This is a genomic window from Scandinavium goeteborgense, from assembly GCF_003935895.2.
GTDB lineage: Bacteria > Pseudomonadota > Gammaproteobacteria > Enterobacterales > Enterobacteriaceae > Scandinavium > Scandinavium goeteborgense.
The window spans coordinates 1,723,102-1,739,269 of sequence record NZ_CP054058.1; the positions used below are offsets into that span (position 1 = coordinate 1,723,102).

14 protein-coding genes are annotated in these 16,168 nt (G+C 56.8%); 11 read left to right on the forward strand and 3 right to left on the reverse strand.

Annotation, left to right across the window (positions count from 1 at the left end; genetic code table 11):
- Window positions 1-47 precede the first annotated feature (47 nt).
- From A8O29_RS09025 to cheZ, 11 genes are all read left to right on the forward strand, one after another.
- A complete protein-coding gene (locus A8O29_RS09025) occupies window positions 48-617 on the forward strand; it encodes a spore coat protein U domain-containing protein (protein ID WP_125351897.1) in 570 nt (189 codons plus the stop codon).
- A gap of 86 nt (window positions 618-703) precedes the next feature.
- Window positions 704-1,177 (forward strand): Csu type fimbrial protein, encoded by a 474-nt coding sequence (locus A8O29_RS09030; protein WP_246316667.1) that lies wholly within the window; start codon window positions 704-706, stop codon window positions 1,175-1,177.
- 16 nt (window positions 1,178-1,193) lie between these two features.
- Window positions 1,194-1,961 carry a fimbrial biogenesis chaperone gene (locus A8O29_RS09035; RefSeq protein ID WP_125351899.1) on the forward strand — a complete coding sequence of 256 codons (768 nt, stop codon included), beginning with the start codon at window positions 1,194-1,196 and terminating at the stop codon, window positions 1,959-1,961.
- Window positions 1,937-4,324 carry a fimbria/pilus outer membrane usher protein gene (locus tag A8O29_RS09040; RefSeq protein WP_125351900.1) on the forward strand — a complete coding sequence of 796 codons (2,388 nt, stop codon included), beginning with the start codon at window positions 1,937-1,939 and terminating at the stop codon, window positions 4,322-4,324. Before A8O29_RS09035 ends, A8O29_RS09040 begins: the two co-directional genes overlap by 25 nt.
- Window positions 4,324-5,286 (forward strand): Csu type fimbrial protein, encoded by a 963-nt coding sequence (locus A8O29_RS09045; protein ID WP_125351901.1) that lies wholly within the window; start codon window positions 4,324-4,326, stop codon window positions 5,284-5,286. The genes A8O29_RS09040 and A8O29_RS09045 overlap by 1 nt, the downstream gene beginning before the upstream one ends.
- A gap of 78 nt (window positions 5,287-5,364) precedes the next feature.
- A complete protein-coding gene (gene tar / locus A8O29_RS09050; RefSeq protein ID WP_125351902.1) occupies window positions 5,365-7,026 on the forward strand; it encodes a methyl-accepting chemotaxis protein II in 1,662 nt (553 codons plus the stop codon).
- Between the two features lie 36 nt (window positions 7,027-7,062).
- A complete protein-coding gene (gene tap, locus A8O29_RS09055) occupies window positions 7,063-8,667 on the forward strand; it encodes a methyl-accepting chemotaxis protein IV (RefSeq protein ID WP_125351903.1) in 1,605 nt (534 codons plus the stop codon).
- 22 nt (window positions 8,668-8,689) lie between these two features.
- On the forward strand, window positions 8,690-9,556 hold the full coding sequence (gene cheR / locus A8O29_RS09060; protein WP_125351904.1) for a protein-glutamate O-methyltransferase CheR: 867 nt from the start codon (window positions 8,690-8,692) through the stop codon (window positions 9,554-9,556).
- Complete coding sequence (locus A8O29_RS09065; protein WP_125351905.1) at window positions 9,553-10,602, forward strand: protein-glutamate methylesterase/protein-glutamine glutaminase; 1,050 nt, start codon at window positions 9,553-9,555, stop codon at window positions 10,600-10,602. Before cheR ends, A8O29_RS09065 begins: the two co-directional genes overlap by 4 nt.
- 15 nt (window positions 10,603-10,617) lie before the next feature.
- Window positions 10,618-11,007 carry a chemotaxis response regulator CheY gene (gene cheY, locus A8O29_RS09070; protein ID WP_110512346.1) on the forward strand — a complete coding sequence of 130 codons (390 nt, stop codon included), beginning with the start codon at window positions 10,618-10,620 and terminating at the stop codon, window positions 11,005-11,007.
- Window positions 11,008-11,017: 10 nt separating this feature from the next.
- The gene (cheZ, locus tag A8O29_RS09075) at window positions 11,018-11,662 is read left to right on the forward strand and encodes a protein phosphatase CheZ (RefSeq protein ID WP_125351906.1); all 645 of its coding nucleotides are present in this window, start codon (window positions 11,018-11,020) and stop codon (window positions 11,660-11,662) included.
- 41 nt (window positions 11,663-11,703) lie between these two features.
- Here the strand turns inward: cheZ and A8O29_RS09080 are convergent, their stop codons facing one another.
- From A8O29_RS09080 to A8O29_RS09090, 3 genes are read right to left on the reverse strand one after another with little or no spacing between them, the layout of a single operon-like run.
- Entirely contained in the window at window positions 11,704-12,858 is a 1,155-nt protein-coding gene (locus A8O29_RS09080; RefSeq protein WP_246316651.1) for a fimbrial protein, read from the reverse strand.
- Window positions 12,848-15,412 (reverse strand): fimbria/pilus outer membrane usher protein, encoded by a 2,565-nt coding sequence (locus tag A8O29_RS09085; protein ID WP_125351908.1) that lies wholly within the window; start codon window positions 15,410-15,412, stop codon window positions 12,848-12,850. Before A8O29_RS09085 ends, A8O29_RS09080 begins: the two co-directional genes overlap by 11 nt.
- Entirely contained in the window at window positions 15,409-16,101 is a 693-nt protein-coding gene (locus tag A8O29_RS09090; RefSeq protein ID WP_174081287.1) for a fimbrial biogenesis chaperone, read from the reverse strand. The genes A8O29_RS09085 and A8O29_RS09090 overlap by 4 nt, the downstream gene beginning before the upstream one ends.
- Window positions 16,102-16,168 lie beyond the last annotated feature (67 nt).

Below are 16,168 nucleotides of genomic sequence, written 5' to 3' on the forward strand. Positions count from 1 at the left end.
ACGCAAAACAAAAAAGCGCCAGGACTTCTGACTCTGGAGACGACCCGATGAACAGAATACGTCTTCTTATTACCTCCGCCGGTTTGCTGGCGCTGGTGTCCTCAGGCGCCCAGGCTGTCACCAGTCTTGGCACAATTGGTGCAACCTTAACCCTGACCAACGGTTGTCTGATAAACGGCTCACCCAGCCAAAGCGGGATCAACTTCGGTAGTCTCGATTTTGGTACGCATCCGGCGACCTTCGCCACGCTCACCACCCAGCTTTCGGGGGCCAGCGGCGGGAACAGCTTTACCGTACAGTGCACCACCGATACTTACACCGTTACCATCACCGGGAATGCCAACAGCACCGCGCCGGGAACAGTCGTCGGTACGCCAGGCACGCCGGGCCGCTATCTGATCAGCACCACCAATGCTACGCAGGGGGTGGCATACAGCCTCTACAGCGATAGCGGTTACAACAACGTGATCACTAATAACACCGCGTTGCCGATAGCCTCCACCACCGGGGGCGTGGACAGTTACACCCTGTACGGACGTATTCAGGGCGGCGGCAACAGCGTGACCGTCGTGCCGGGAACTTACACCGACACGATTAACGTCAGCGTCAATTACTAAACCCGCGAATGACATGGGGTGCGTCAGGCTTCCTGCGGGAAGTCCGGGAACGGCTACGCCTTTTGGGACTGGTTGCGCTGCTGAGTATGGGCTTTCCGGTGCAGGCGCTGACGGTCTCCACCCAGTCATTCAAGGTTAACGCCACCATCACGCCGGGCTGTTCTGTGGCCACGGGCACCGGCGGGGCGATGGGTTCGCTGAATTTTGGTAGCTACAGCGGGGTGAAGTCTGGCCAGGTCAGCACCCAGTTTGTGCCGAACGCCTCGTTCACGCTGGCCTGTACGCCGGGCGTCGCGCTGAGCATGAGCATTAACGGCGGGCAGAATTACACCACGGTGCGCAATATGCAGCGTTCCGGCGGCACCGAACGGGTGCCTTACCGGCTTTACACCAGCAGTAGCCTGGCGGCCAACAGTGAAATTGGGGTCAATCAGAATGTCTCCGTGGCCTACACCAACGGCGACAGTATCGCGCTCACCCTTTATGGCGCCGCGCAGTTGACCGGCTTTAGCCCGGCAGGAAATTACACTGACCAACTCACCGTGACATTGTCATGGTAATACAGGGAGAAACACCATGAATCAGAGCTGTCTGCCGCGTGCGTTGTCCGCGCTGGTTTGTCTGAGCGGACTCTTTCTGGCACCGACTGGCGCATATGCCGCTGGGACGGTGCTGATCTGGCCTATCGATCCTTTTCTGGCTGCGGATAAAAAAGCCACCGAACTGTGGATTGAAAATCAAGGGGCGAGCGCCACCACCATGCAGGTGCGCATTGTCCGCTGGCAGCAGGAGCGGGGGCATGAGCGCTATCAGCAGCAGCAGGATGTGGTGGCGAGTCCGCCGATTTTACGCATTGACCGCGGCGGGAAGCAGCTGATCCGCCTGATCAAACAGAGCCCGGTGCCGCAGGGAAAAGAGTTCGCCTACCGAATTATCATCGATGAAATTCCCCAGCCGGCGGCGGACACCAAACCGCAAATGGGCCTCAAGCTGCAAATGCGCTACTCGATCCCGCTGTTCGTTTACGGTCAGGGCGTGCCGGTGGAAGCCGAAGGGGACAATCATGTGCTGGTCGACGGCCGCAATCTGAGCTGGAGTAACACCACTCTCGATGGAAAACCGGCGATTGAAGTGCGCAACCGTGACCTGGTTCATGTGCGATTAAGTGACGTTTCACTGCGCCAGGGTGGCAGTGAACGGCAAATCGCGCCCGGCCTGCTGGGGTATGTCCTGCCCGGCGAAAGCCGAAGCTGGCCGCTGCCGCCGGGGGTGACGCGTCCGGACCAGATTAGCGCGACCATCAATGCACAGGACGCGAAATGGCAGTCCGCACCGGGCAACTGACGAAACTTGCCATGTGCATATTGCTAACCAGCTCAGGTCTTTGTCGGGCAGAATCGGGCGACGATCTGCTGCCTCCGCCGCCGGATGCACGCGAGATTAACCAGCAGTCGGTTTATCAGCTTGGGCTGATTATCAACCACTACGATACTGAAACCGTGGTGCCCGTAACCCAGCGGGATAACCACTGGTTTATCGCCAGCGCCGACCTGCAACGCGCCGGGCTGCCGAAGGATAAACTGCCGGCGGGCGACGTCGACGTGTCAGCGCTGCGCGAGGTCAAAACGGAGTACGACGGCAACGGCCAGCGGCTGTTGCTCACCGTGCCGTCCGACTGGTTTGCCGCTAAAGAAGCCACCTTTCAGAGCGGGATCAAGCGCGCTATTCCGCTGGACGGCACAGGCGCGCTGCTCAATTACGATGTCTACACCAGCCAGACCCAGCATGGCGCGAGCCAGGCGGCCATCTGGCATGAGCTGCGTTTTTTCAGCGGCAAGAATAGCCTCTCTTCGACCGGTTACGTCCGGCAAAATATCAGCGGCGATAGCCAGCTCGCCGACGGCTATATGCGCTACGACACCACGTTAAGCTACACCGATGACGACAACGCTCTGGAGTGGGATTTAGGCGACACCATCAGCGACGCCCTGAGCTGGAGCAACAGCGTGCGCGTCGGTGGGGTGCGAATTGGGCGTGATTTTTCGTTGCGTCCTGACCTCGTCACCTGGCCGCTGCCGACCTTTACCGGCGATGCGGCGGTGCCGACGTCGGTAGACTTGTTCATTGATGGCTATCGCGCAGGCTCGACCCAGCTCCAGCCGGGACCGTTTACACTGACCAACCTGCCGTACATCAACGGTGCGGGCAACGCGGTGCTGGTCACCACCGATGCGCTGGGCCGACAGGTCAGCACCACGCTGCCGTTTTACGTCGCCAGCGAAATGCTCAAACCCGGACTCAGCGACGGCGCGGCGACCTTCGGTGCATTGCGGCGTAACTATGGCATCGAAAATTTTGACTACGGCCCGGCGGTGGGCAGCGGCACCTATCGCTACGGCGTGAATGATTATCTGACCCTGGAAGGCCACGCGGAAGGCGCGGAATCACTGGCGCTCGGCGGGGCAGGCGCGCTGGTGAAACTCGGCCAGTTTGGCATCGTCAACGGCAGTTACACTCACAGCCAGATGGACGGCGAAGGCGGGCAGCAGCTTAACTGGGGCTACCAGTACAGCACCGGCGCATTCAGTTTCATTACCCAACATACCCATCGGGATAAAACCTTCGGCAACCTCGCCCTGTATGACACCCCGCGTCTGTACGACGACGATCATAATCCGATTGCCAGCCTCAGCCAGCGCAGCGACCAGTATTCACTGTCGCTGAATATGGGCAATTACGGCAACATCGGCGCGGCGTGGATCGGCGTTCAGAGCTTTGACAGCCAAAAAACCGAGCTGCTGAATCTCTCCTGGAGCCGCAACCTGTGGGGCAGCAGTAGCATTTATCTGGCGGCCAGTCGCGACCAGCAGCGCGGCGACTGGACGCTGGCGATGTCGCTGCAAATCCCGCTTGGCGACAGGGACAGCGTGGCGGTCAGCACTGAAAATACGCCGGATTACGGCAATACCCAACGGGTGAGCTACAACCACACCATGCCGTCCGACGGCGGCTTTAGCTGGAATCTGGCCTGGGCGCAGCAGTCTCAGTCGAGCAACTATCAGCAGGCGACGCTGGGCTGGCGCAACAACAATATCGAACTGCAGGGCGGCGGCTACGGAGAAGAAGACGAAATGACCTGGTGGGGCGAAGCGATGGGATCGCTGGTGCTAATGGACGGGCAGATGTTCGCTGCCAATAAAATCAACGATGCGTTTGTGGTGGTCAGCACCGATGGACAGCCGTCGGTGCCAGTGAACTACGAGCATCAGCCGGTGGGTGAAACCAACGACAAAGGTTATCTGTTGATAAGCGGCGTTTCGGCCTGGTATCCCGCCAACTACAGCATTAACGCCCTGAATCTGCCTGCGGATACCCAACTCAAACAGACGGAAAGACGCATTGCGTTACGCCGTAACAGCGGATATCTGCTTGAATTTCCAATGGAAGAAGAGCGCGTGGCGAGCGTCATCCTCCATGATGAGGCCGGAAAACCACTGCCTGTCGCCAGCATTGTTTCGCGTGCCGGAAAAGCGGACGCGCCGGTGGGCTACGACGGCATCGCCTGGCTTGAAAGCCTGAATGACAACAACCCGCTGACCGTCACCACGCCGGACGGCAAACGCTGCGCGGTCAATTTCGTGACGCAGCCCAACCCAGACCACAAACTGCTGACCTACGGGCCGCTCATCTGCCGGGAGACGAAATAATGCGTCGCGCTTTAGGGTTGTTGGTCCTGCTCTGGTGGGTGAGTCTGCCAGGGCACGCGGCCTGTACGGTCAGCATGGCGAATGCGTCATTTGGCAGCCTCTCGTCATTCACGGTCAAGAACACCGAACAGCAAACGTCGGCCAATTTGATCGTTAACTGCGACACGGTCCTGAATCTGCTGACCAGCGATACGGTCTCCATGAACGTGGTCAGCGCCACCGCCACGTCGGGCACGCGCCCGGCGCTGAAAAACACCGCCGCCGCCGATGTGGTACCAGTCAGGGTCTGCGGGACCTCTTCGTGCAGCAACACGACGGAAACGGCCATCGCACAAACCTATTCCTGGAGCGGGAATACGCTGCTCGGCCTGCTGACCTCCAAAAGCTACACCTTGCCGATTTACTTCCGCACGGTGTCGGGGCAGAGCGTTCGCGCCGGGAGTTATCAGGTCAGCGTCAACCTGAGTATCAGCTACAGCGTTTGCCCAACGGGGCTGCTGGGGATTTGTCTCGGCACGCCACAAACCGGCACCGTGGTGGTGACGACGCTGTTAAACATGACCGTCACCACCGACTGCATCACTATCAGCGCGCCGGATGTGAACTTCGGCAGCGCGCCGCTGGTGAGTAATTTCCTGCCGGTGTCGCAATCCGTGGCCATCACCTGCACCAAAGGCAGCGTCTACACCGTGGGCATCAACAACGGCGCGAACGCGGGCAGCGGCACAGTACGAAAAATGGTCAGCGGTACCAATTCGATGAGCTACGACATCTATAAAGGCAGCACCAGCAGCCGTTGGGGGCCGAGCGGTAGCGAACGCTGGGCGAGCAGCGCCGCCAGTTCTGTCAGCGCGGACGGAACGGTGAACACCTACAACTACACCGCCAAAATGCTGAGCGGGCAGGCCACGCCGCCCGCCGGGAATTACACCGACACGCTGGTGGTGGATATCACCTTCTGATGGCGTCGCGTGACTTAACGTAAAGTTCTGTGGATACGTGCCGATAACACCGCTATCACGTTATTGAAAAGGTGTTGTATGTTGAACCGTATCCGCGTTGTCACCCTGTTGATGTTGGTGCTGGTCGTCTTCGCACTGCTTCAGCTGCTATCCGGTGGCTTTCTGTTTTCGTCCCTGCAGCAAAACCAGCACAGTTTTTCCCTCTCGAATGAGCTGCGTACCCGTCAGACCGAACTGAGCAAAACCTGGGAACTGATGCTACAAACGCGCATCAACCTGAGCCGCTCATCGGCGCGCATGATGATGGATACCGCCAATCAGCAAAGCAGCGCCAAAACGGACCTGCTCAACAACGCTAAAACCTCGTTGGCAGAGGCGGCAAAACACTACGCGGCTTTCACCGAGCAAACCGCCCAGCCTGAGCTGGCGGATGTCAGCGCCACGGTGGATGCGAGCTACCAAAAATATTTCGCCGGGCTGACCGAACTGGTCGGTTTCCTGCAAAACGGCAATATGGATGCCTATTTCGCCCAGCCTACGCAGGGGATGCAAAACGGCCTGAGCGACGCGATGACCCAGTATGCGTCGCAGAGTGAAACCCTTTATCAGCATGCCTTCAGCACCAGCAAACGTGATTATCAATTTGCCCAGTGGCAGCTGGCGGCGATCGCCATTGTGCTGGTGATGATTCTCGCCGCAGCGTGGTACGGCATTCGCCACATTCTGCTTAACCCGCTGGCGGGCGTAATGGGCCATTTGCGCCGTATCGCGCAGGGCGATTTGACGCAGCCGGTAAACGTGCGCGGCCGTAACGAAATTGCCGCGCTGGCCGAAACCGTTAACCAGATGCAGCAGTCGCTGATCGACACCGTTACCCACGTGCGCCAAGGTTCCGACGCCATTTATAGCGGCACCAGCGAAATCGCGCTCGGCAATAACGATCTCTCTTCCCGCACCGAAGAACAGGCTTCTGCCCTCGAGCAAACCGCCGCCAGCATGGAAGAGCTGACTGCCACCGTGAAGCAGAATGCCGAGAACGCCCGTCAGGCGTCGCAGCTGGCGCTCAGCGCCTCCGAAACCGCCCAGCGCGGCGGCAAAGTGGTGGATGGTGTTGTGAAAACCATGCACGACATCGCCGCCAGTTCACAGAAGATTTCAGATATTACCGGTGTTATCGACGGGATTGCCTTCCAGACCAACATTCTGGCGCTTAACGCCGCGGTCGAAGCCGCGCGCGCCGGGGAACAGGGCCGTGGTTTTGCCGTGGTCGCCGGGGAGGTGCGTAACCTCGCCAGCCGCAGCGCCCAGGCGGCAAAAGAGATCAAAGGTCTGATTGAAGACTCGGTGTCGAAAGTGGACACCGGTTCCGTGCTGGTGGAAAGCGCGGGCGAAACCATGAGCGATATCGTTAACGCCGTCACCCGCGTCACCGACATCATGGGCGAGATTTCCTCGGCCTCCGACGAGCAGAGCCGCGGTATCGATCAGGTCGCGCTCGCCGTCTCTGAAATGGATCGTGTCACCCAACAAAACGCCGCGCTGGTGCAGCAGTCCGCTGCCGCCGCTGCGGCACTTGAAGAGCAGTCAGGCAGTCTGGCCCGCGCCGTTTCCGCGTTTCAGATTGCCACCGTCAGCAACCGTGCAGTGAGTAAAACGACAAGCGTTCCATCGGCCAGCCGCGAGCCACTGCGCCCGCGCGTTGCCGCCGCCGGAACCGATGATAACTGGGAAACTTTTTAACTTTACGCGGCCTGTTGCCGTATATCGGGAGTGGTGATGTTCAATCGAATTCGTATCTCGACCACCTTGTTTCTGATTCTGGTGGTGTGTGGCCTGTTACAGGTGGGCAGTAACGGGCTGTCGTTTTGGGCGTTTCGTGATGGACAGAAAAACCTCAGTCAGGTTGAGCAAGGGAATGTGCAGTTAAGCAGTCTGATGGACGCCCGTGTGGTGTTGCTTCAGGCCAGCACCGCGCTGAATAAAGCCGGAACGCTGACTGCGTTGAGCTATCCGCCGGAAGATATCAAAAAGCTGATGACCAGCGCGCGCCGGGATTTGAAACAGGCGGACAAAGAGTTTGCTGAGTTTATGGCGATCCCGCCGGTGAATGACGAAGCCAACGTGTTGCAGGCGCAAAGCAAGCAAACCTATGCCGACCTGCACGCCGCGCTCGATCACCAGGCGACCTGGCTTGAAAGCAATCAGCTTTCAGACTTTATGACCGCCCCGGTGCAAACGGCCCAGGACGCGTTCGACGCCAACTACCGGACCTGGCAGAAGAATATCGGGGCGTATGTACAAAATGCGCGTCACGCCAGCGAGGCGAATTATCACCGTTCGGCGGCGATTTTCATCGCCATGGTGGTGCTCGCCGCGCTGATCACCAGCGGGGCACTGCTGTGGACACGCCGAATGATCGTTCAGCCGCTCAACATTATTAGCAGCCACTTCACCAGCATTGCGCAGGGCAACCTGGCGCGGCCGGTGTCGGTGTTCGGCAAGAACGAAATTTCAGCCATTTTTGCCGGACTGAAAGCGATGCAAACCGCGCTGCGCGACACCGTAAGCCAGGTGCGGCAGGGCAGTCATGCGATGCATACCGGGATTTCGGAGATTGCCGCAGGCAACAACGATCTCTCGTCGCGCACCGAACAGCAGGCGGCTTCGCTGGCAGAAACCGCAGCGAGCATGGAGCAACTGACCGCCACCGTCGGGCAGAACGCCGACAACGCCCGTCAGGCATCGGGCCTGGCGAGTACCGCGGCATCGACCGCCAAACGCGGCGGCGAGCAGGCGTCGCATGTGGCGCAGACCATGCACGGTATCGCCACCAGTTCGCGCAAAATTGGCGACATTATCAGCGTTATCGACGGCATTGCCTTCCAGACCAACATTCTGGCGCTCAACGCGGCGGTCGAAGCGGCACGCGCAGGCGAGCAGGGCCGTGGATTTGCAGTGGTTGCCGGGGAAGTGCGCAATCTCGCCAGCCGCAGCGCTCAGGCGGCAAAAGAGATTAAAGGCCTGATTGAAGAGTCGGTTTCCCGAGTGCAGGAAGGTTCTGCGCTGGTGGACACCGCCGCCAACACCATGAATGAGATCGTCCGCTCCGTCACCCAGGTGAACGACATCATGGGTGAGATTGCGTCGGCGTCTGACGAACAGCGACGTGGCATCGAACAGGTGGCGCTGGCGGTGAGCCAGATGGACCAGGTCACGCAGCAAAACGCCTCGCTGGTGGAAGAAGCGGCGGCGGCGACCGAACAGCTGGCAGGGCAGGCGGACAGCCTGACCGCGCTGGTGTCGTTGTTTGAACTTGAAGAAAAAAGAGTATCGCATCATCAAGAAGGGGCACCGCCAGTTGCCGTGCCTGTGGTTTCCTGAAAGGACGTAAGAAGAAGGCGCTATGACTGCAACTCTGCCCAACGGGCAATCGTCATTACTCACGCAGATGACACAGCGCCTGGCGCTGTCCGACGCGCAGTTTCGTCGGATATGCCAACTGATCTACCAGCGCGCAGGTATTGTGCTGGCCGATCACAAGCGCGACATGGTGTACAACCGGCTGGTGCGACGCTTGCGCCAGCTCGGGCTCGATGATTTTGGCCGCTATCTGGCAATGCTGGAGGCCAATCAGGATAACGCCGAGTGGCAGGCATTCATTAACTCGCTGACCACTAACCTCACGGCGTTTTTCCGCGAGGCACACCATTTTCCGACGCTGGCCGAGCACGCGAAGCGGCGTCAGGGTGAGTATCGCGTCTGGAGTGCGGCGGCATCAACCGGCGAAGAACCGTATTCGATTGCTATCACGCTCGCCGACACGCTGGGCACCGCGCCGGGTCGCTGGAAGGTTTTTGCCAGCGACATCGACACTGAAGTTCTGAACAAGGCGCAGAACGGCGTGTATCGCCAGGATGAGCTGAAAACGCTGTCTCAGCAGCAGCTACAGCACTATTTCATGCGTGGCACCGGGCCACATAGCGGGCTGGTGCGCGTGCGCCAGGAGCTGGCGAACTATGTTGATTTTGCTCCGGTGAATTTGCTGGAGAAAAACTACAACGTGCCGGGGCCATTCGATGCGATTTTTTGTCGCAATGTGATGATTTACTTCGACAAGACGACGCAGCAAGAGATCCTGCGCCGCTTTGTCCCCCTGCTTAAGCCTGACGGATTACTGTTTGCCGGGCACTCAGAGAACTTCAGCAACCTCGTGCGCGAGTTCAGTCTGCGGGGGCAGACGGTGTACGCGCTGAGTAAGGATAAAGCATGAGTAAAATCAGGGTGTTGTCTGTAGATGATTCGGCTTTGATGCGCCAGATAATGACGGAAATTATCAACAGCCACAGCGATATGGAGATGGTGGCAACGGCGCCGGACCCGCTGGTTGCCCGGGATTTGATCAAAAAATATAACCCGGACGTGCTGACGCTGGATGTCGAAATGCCGCGTATGGACGGCCTCGACTTTCTGGAAAAACTGATGCGCCTGCGGCCGATGCCGGTGGTGATGGTGTCTTCACTGACCGGCAAAGGGTCTGAGGTGACGTTACGCGCGCTGGAGTTGGGGGCGGTGGATTTCGTCACCAAACCGCAGATTGGCATTCGCGAAGGGATGCTGGCCTACAGTGAAATGATTGCCGACAAAGTGCGGGCTGCTTCGCGGGCACAGATTAGCGCGCATAAAACACTGGCCGCGCCGGTGGCGCTGAAGGCCGGGCCGATGCTCAGTTCTGAAAAGCTACTGGTGATTGGCGCCTCAACGGGCGGCACCGAAGCGATTCGTCACGTGCTGCAACCGCTGCCGTTGACCAGCCCGGCGATTTTAATCACCCAGCACATGCCACCGGGTTTCACCCGTTCGTTCGCCGAACGCCTGAACAAGCTGTGTCAGATTGCAGTGAAAGAGGCCGAAGACGGCGAGCGCGTATTGCCGGGCCACGCCTACATCGCGCCGGGTGATAAACATATGGAGCTGGCGCGCAGCGGGGCCAACTATCAAATCAAAATTCATGACGGGCCGCCGGTTAACCGGCACCGTCCGTCAGTGGATGTGCTGTTTCATTCGGTGGCGAAATACGCCGGGCGCAATGCGGTGGGGGTGATCCTCACCGGAATGGGCAACGACGGCGCCGCCGGAATGTTAGCGATGCACCAGGCTGGCGCCTGGACCATCGCGCAAAACGAAGCAAGTTGTGTGGTGTTCGGCATGCCGCGTGAGGCCATCAATATGGGTGGCGTCAGCGAAGTGGTCGATCTTAGCCAGGTAAGCCAGCAGATGCTGGCGAAAATCAGTGCCGGACAGGCAATACGTATTTAAGAGGAGTGAAGTTAAATGGCGGATAAAGAGCTTAAGTTTCTGGTTGTGGATGACTTTTCCACCATGCGTCGCATCGTGCGTAACCTGCTGAAAGAGCTGGGTTTCAACAACGTTGAAGAAGCTGAAGATGGCGTAGATGCGCTGAATAAACTTCAGACGGGTGGATATGGTTTCGTGATTTCAGACTGGAACATGCCGAACATGGACGGGCTGGACCTGCTGAAAACCATTCGCGGCGATGGCGCGATGTCAGCATTACCGGTGCTGATGGTGACGGCGGAAGCGAAGAAAGAGAATATCATCGCTGCCGCTCAGGCCGGGGCCAGCGGGTATGTCGTGAAACCGTTTACGGCAGCTATCCTCGAGGAGAAGCTGAACAAAATCTTCGAAAAGCTCGGTATGTGAGGCGATGACGATGACCCAACACCCCGTTAAACCGACTGACGAGCATTCAGCGGGCGATATTATCGCCCGGATCGGCAGTCTGACCCGTATGCTGCGTGACAGCCTGCGCGAGCTTGGCCTGGATCAGGCGATTGCCGAAGCGGCAGAAGCCATTCCGGATGCTCGCGACCGCCTGGATTACGTGGTCCAGATGACGGCCCAGGCGGCAGAGCGTGCGCTGAACTGCGTCGAGCTGTCGCAGCCGCATCAGAACCAGATGGAAAAAGAAGCCAAAGCGCTGTCAGGCCGCTGGGATCAGTGGTTTGAAAATCCTGTCGAACTGAGCGATGCGCGTGAGCTGGTGACCGACACCCGTAGCTATTTATCGGATGTGCCGAAACACACCAGCTTCACCAATGCCCAACTGCTGGAAATCATGATGGCGCAGGATTTCCAGGATCTGACCGGGCAGGTGATCAAGCGGATGATGGATGTTATCCAGGAGATAGAACGTCAGTTGCTGATGGTGCTGCTGGAAAATATGCCGGACGCATCAACCCGACAGAAACGTGAGAGCGACAGTTTGCTCAACGGTCCGCAGGTGGACACCAGCAAGGCAGGCGTGGTTGCCAGCCAGGACCAGGTGGATGACTTATTGGATAGCTTAGGTTTTTGATAAAAAATGGCCCGTTGCGGGCCATTCTCTTTTTCGGGTGACTAGCGTAAATCCATTTTTATGGTCACGTTGCCTTCGAATTTTCCCGGCTCAGGTTTTTTGTTAGTGGTACTGACCGGCGCCGCTTTCAAATGGATACTGCCATTACCGTCGCTGTCCAGCGGCACGTCAAAATCTGCCGTTCCGTCCATGAGGACACTCTTGCTACTTTCATCGAACATGCGTACACCAATATCATCCCGGTCCAACATTTTAGCGATAACCCGGTTGTCCGTGTCGCTGACACCCTGATCGGCGCTGAAAGACAACCGTATTTTGCTGCTGTTGCTCACCGCAGGCGCATCGCAGTGATAATCAATGTCGACGTTTTTCAGTGTATATCCGCCAGGCGGCTGCCCTTGGGCGGTAAATTGTGAACTGACGATGTTGCCCATTTCGACTTCAATGGTGCTTCCGGCATTAATCACGCAGCTGAGCGGGGCGGTGATCGAGCCAGAGAGTGAAATCGTGGAAACCGGAACGGCATTACTGCTGTTACAGCCCGCGCCCGACCCAAATGAAAGACAGGCAAAGTTCTCGACCACGGTCTGCATCGGAATCACTTCTTCACCGAGAATCGGTTTTTTGATGTACAACTTCATAGAGATCACGTTCCAACGAAACTGGCGTTTGTTGCTGGTGCCGCCATCGGGACGCGAACTGTCACTGCAAACGCTGGCTGACGCTTCAGTTGTATTAAAGTTGCCTTCCTCCGTTTCGGTTCTGTTGGCCGGACTGGTCGGATATTCATTTATTTTAAGTTCATACAGGTTACTGCCATCCGGGGAACGGATGGCCTCACTATAACCGGATACATCAACGTCGACATGTTCGGTTAAATAACCATATCCGCTTACCCCTGCAGCCAGAGGGCTACCTGCAGCGGTGAGCTCTGTGACTTCAGACGTTGATCTCATATTACCAGGACATTCACAGTTTGCTTCCATGACTGTCTGATCGCCGGTGAAATGTCGATGGTCATCAATGACGCGACCAACGATATTTTCACCGCTGGGTATCTCATAGCCATAGTTAATGGTGTAAGGCATTGGGCCAGCAAAGCAGTTTTGCAGGACCGTTGCCGTGGCCGCCTTGGCGTGGGTGGCTGGGAAGAGCGCACAACTGGCCAGGATGATGAGGGTAGGTTTATTCAGCATGAGCGGTGACCTGTTGGCAATGGGCATTGACCGTGCGGATGCCCGTCGGATTAGTGAGGGGTTGCGTGGCATCAATGGTGATATGTGCGGTGCATTGTTGAGTCGGCGCATCTCCCCATTTGATCAACAGCTGCGTATTTTCGCCAATCCCCGCCAAATAGAGGGTGCTGGTGTCGTCGACAATACCGGTGACACCCTGAACATTGGCACTGGCGATGGCGCCAAAGGGAACTGGCCGGTTCTGGGATCGTGAAAGTGTAATCAGCGCCCGATAGCCGACGCGGGCCTCAAGCGTGGCAGCAACCGCAGCACTACGGCTGGGAATGGCGGTAAGGGTGGTCGCGTTGGTATCAACGTCGTCAGGTAAGCTGGTGGTATCTACGCGGATATTATTGATTTGATAGGGCGTCAGCGACGGAATAATGGCGTTGCCAAAGGTATCCGTTGATACACCGCGCTGATTCTGGAAGCGAATACCCGAGGCGCCCCCAGCATTAACAATCGCAAAGGTGTCACCCAGCGGTTGGGACAGCGTTACGCCATGAGGGTGAGCGACGATTGCGCCGCTTATTCCATAGCTCAGCTGCTGAGAATTGTCAGAGGAATAATAGTAGCCGCTGTTAAGGTTGGCATATTGTGAACGGTAGCTGCCATAGACGCTGCTGCTGCTCTCTCCATCGTGATTACTGCGACTCTGCTGCAGCGAGTAGCTCAACCGCTGATCGTCTAAAAGTGTGCCGTTGACACCCACGTTTTGCCGGGTATCGCCCCCTTTGCTACTGCTGATATTATAACTGGCCCAACTGTTCGGCAGCCACTTGCTGAGCGGTACGCTAAAGCCAAACGACACCATCTGGTCAGTGTCGTCGTCATCGATTTTATTGTAGGTGTATGCGAGATGAAAACTCATGCCATACAGCGTTCGGTTGAGACCGGCTGACAGGCTGCGTTCTTTTTGACTGGTGTTCCAGTAATCTTGCTGGTAGCCGCTCAGGTAAAGGCTACTGCCGAGCACGTTCTGACTCACGCTGAGCTGCAATCGATTTTGCTTGTTATAACGAAACTGCAAATCTTCGTCGCTGGCGTCATATTTCTGATTTGCATCGGCGAAATTGTAATAACCCTGCGTCGAATAGCGATAGCCCGCGAGGGTGAAGTTGGTATCGGTGGTGTCAACTTTACCGGTATACATCAGACGCAAGGAGTGACCGGTGCTGGTCTCGTCGTTGTCGAGACGGGCATGTGACAGAGTAATATCGCCGGAGACCGATCCTAAGGATCCCAGCGCGAGGCCCGTTCCGGCGTTGGCCGCATAATAATCTTCTGATGCAGTAACCCCCCCATACAACGTCGAAATATTATTCAGACCATAAACAACGCTCCCCTGAGAAAACAGCGGTTCATTGGCGTCAGTCCCGTCATCCGCGCGATAGCGCGCGACGGTTGCCTCATACTTGATTTGCCCGGGACGCAGCATCAGCGCCAGGCTGGAATAAGGCTGCGTGAATTTATGCTCGGTGCCATCGGCCTCTTTGACAGTCACTTCCAAATCGCCGCTGTTGGTGGTCGAGTAGAGGTCCTTAATTTCGAAGGCGCCTGGTGCGACACTGGCCTGATAGATCAGATAGCCGTTCTGGCGAACCGAAATTTCCGCATTACTGGTTGCAGTGCCACGGATCGTTGGGGCAAAGCCACGCTGGCTGAAGGGAAGCATATCTTCATCGGTGGCGATATTGACCCCGTTGTACTGAATGCTGTCAAACACATCGCCTCGGGTATTGTTTTCCCCGGCGGTAAACTGTGCTTTGAGAATATCGATATCATGCGCCACCCAGCTGTTAATGCTTTGCCACGTGCTCGAGTCCTCAGATTGGCTCCAGGTCGAATAGTTGCGCATCCGCCAGCCACCCAAGTTTGCACCACTACGAAGATTAAGGTACTGGTTGGCGTCGGTTTCATTGTCGCTGTCGGTCTGCTGGGTTCCGGAAAAGGAATAATCAGCAAAGGCGCTTGGAACACCGTCTTCCCAGCTTGAAGGGTCAATGTAGTCACGGCCCTCATTGCTGATCGCCGCCTGCGGCATACTGATGTTTAAACTCATGCTGTTAAAATCAAAACTGGCCGATGCAGCCGGAATAAAATCGCCGAGTGGTTTCGTTAACGGTTTGTCCGCAGGTTGTTTGGCAAGCTCGGGATAGGCATCAATTCTGATCCCCCATTTTCTTAGCTGGTCAGGGGAGAGTGAAGGGATTAAAGCCCCATCTTCATCGTTAGTATATGAAAGCGATGTCTCCTCAATCTTTTGTTTGTTCATCATAATGACAGTGGGGTAAACACCCGGTAGCTGCGCGTTGCTCTTGGAGAACAACGAAAGGTCGACGTCTGCCTGGGACTGCGCATCACCTTCAAGCGAGGAGGGGGAGAAATAGTAATCGCGCGCGCCTGCGTCGACGGAGGTCAGCAGCAGCACCCCTGCAAGATAGTGCAGGTGAGAAGCGGGCTTTCTCACGAGAATAGGCAATAACGGGCGTCCAAAGATTATGTCGCGATTCATCCTTGACCGATCTCCACGCTATATTTTTCCGTCGCGTTACCGTAGTCAGTAATGCACCGCCAGTTTACGTTTTGCCCACTGGCTGAGGATGGTAGTGGCAGACTGATGGTACTTTTAGGGGCAACGATATCGGCCTCTTTTACGGCTATGCTCCCCACATGCACGTTATCAAACACGCTGTAATATTCGCCTTTGTTGACCACTTGCAGCATCGTGCCCTGACGGGTAAAACGCAGATTTTTGCAGTTCTCGCCGGCAAGGCCTTTTAAGCCTTTTGGTCGCCAGAACAGCTTCAGACGGGTTTTGTAGATCAGCCGCAGCACGTTTTTGCTCTCGTCGTCCTTAGCGACGGCCGGAATAGTGCGTACGTTCAGCCAAAATAGGGATTCTCTGTCTTCAGGAAGCGATGCCCCGAACCAGGCAATACGTAGATTTTGCTCTTTTTGTGGGTCAAGACGGAACAGTGGCGGGGTAACAATAAAGGGGCCGCGGGTTTTACCATCGCCAGTATCTGTCCATGACTGGATCAACCAGGGCAATTCTTTCTCCTGGTTGATCAATGGCAATGCCACTTCTTTTTTTTTGGCATCATAAATAATGCGCGTTCGCCCAACCTGAATACCCGCGGCATGGCTTGATGAAATAAACGACAGTAAAAAGCATAATGCCGCAGATAAAAAAACACGCATAGTATTTTCACCTCTGATAAATCAATAGCGAACTATTTGCGATAGCAATAAGCCAGGGTGGTACCTG

Coding starts and splice junctions, on each gene's coding strand:
- A8O29_RS09080 (WP_246316651.1), bottom strand. CDS start 12,858: ATGCTGAATAAACCTACCCTCATCATCCTGGCCAGTTGTGCGCTCTTC.
- A8O29_RS09030 (WP_246316667.1), top strand. CDS start 704: ATGGGCTTTCCGGTGCAGGCGCTGACGGTCTCCACCCAGTCATTCAAG.
- cheY (WP_110512346.1), top strand. CDS start 10,618: ATGGCGGATAAAGAGCTTAAGTTTCTGGTTGTGGATGACTTTTCCACC.
- A8O29_RS09065 (WP_125351905.1), top strand. CDS start 9,553: ATGAGTAAAATCAGGGTGTTGTCTGTAGATGATTCGGCTTTGATGCGC.
- cheR (WP_125351904.1), top strand. CDS start 8,690: ATGACTGCAACTCTGCCCAACGGGCAATCGTCATTACTCACGCAGATG.
- A8O29_RS09040 (WP_125351900.1), top strand. CDS start 1,937: ATGGCAGTCCGCACCGGGCAACTGACGAAACTTGCCATGTGCATATTG.
- A8O29_RS09025 (WP_125351897.1), top strand. CDS start 48: ATGAACAGAATACGTCTTCTTATTACCTCCGCCGGTTTGCTGGCGCTG.
- A8O29_RS09090 (WP_174081287.1), bottom strand. CDS start 16,101: ATGCGTGTTTTTTTATCTGCGGCATTATGCTTTTTACTGTCGTTTATT.
- cheZ (WP_125351906.1), top strand. CDS start 11,018: ATGACCCAACACCCCGTTAAACCGACTGACGAGCATTCAGCGGGCGAT.
- tar (WP_125351902.1), top strand. CDS start 5,365: ATGTTGAACCGTATCCGCGTTGTCACCCTGTTGATGTTGGTGCTGGTC.
- A8O29_RS09085 (WP_125351908.1), bottom strand. CDS start 15,412: ATGAATCGCGACATAATCTTTGGACGCCCGTTATTGCCTATTCTCGTG.
- tap (WP_125351903.1), top strand. CDS start 7,063: ATGTTCAATCGAATTCGTATCTCGACCACCTTGTTTCTGATTCTGGTG.
- A8O29_RS09035 (WP_125351899.1), top strand. CDS start 1,194: ATGAATCAGAGCTGTCTGCCGCGTGCGTTGTCCGCGCTGGTTTGTCTG.
- A8O29_RS09045 (WP_125351901.1), top strand. CDS start 4,324: ATGCGTCGCGCTTTAGGGTTGTTGGTCCTGCTCTGGTGGGTGAGTCTG.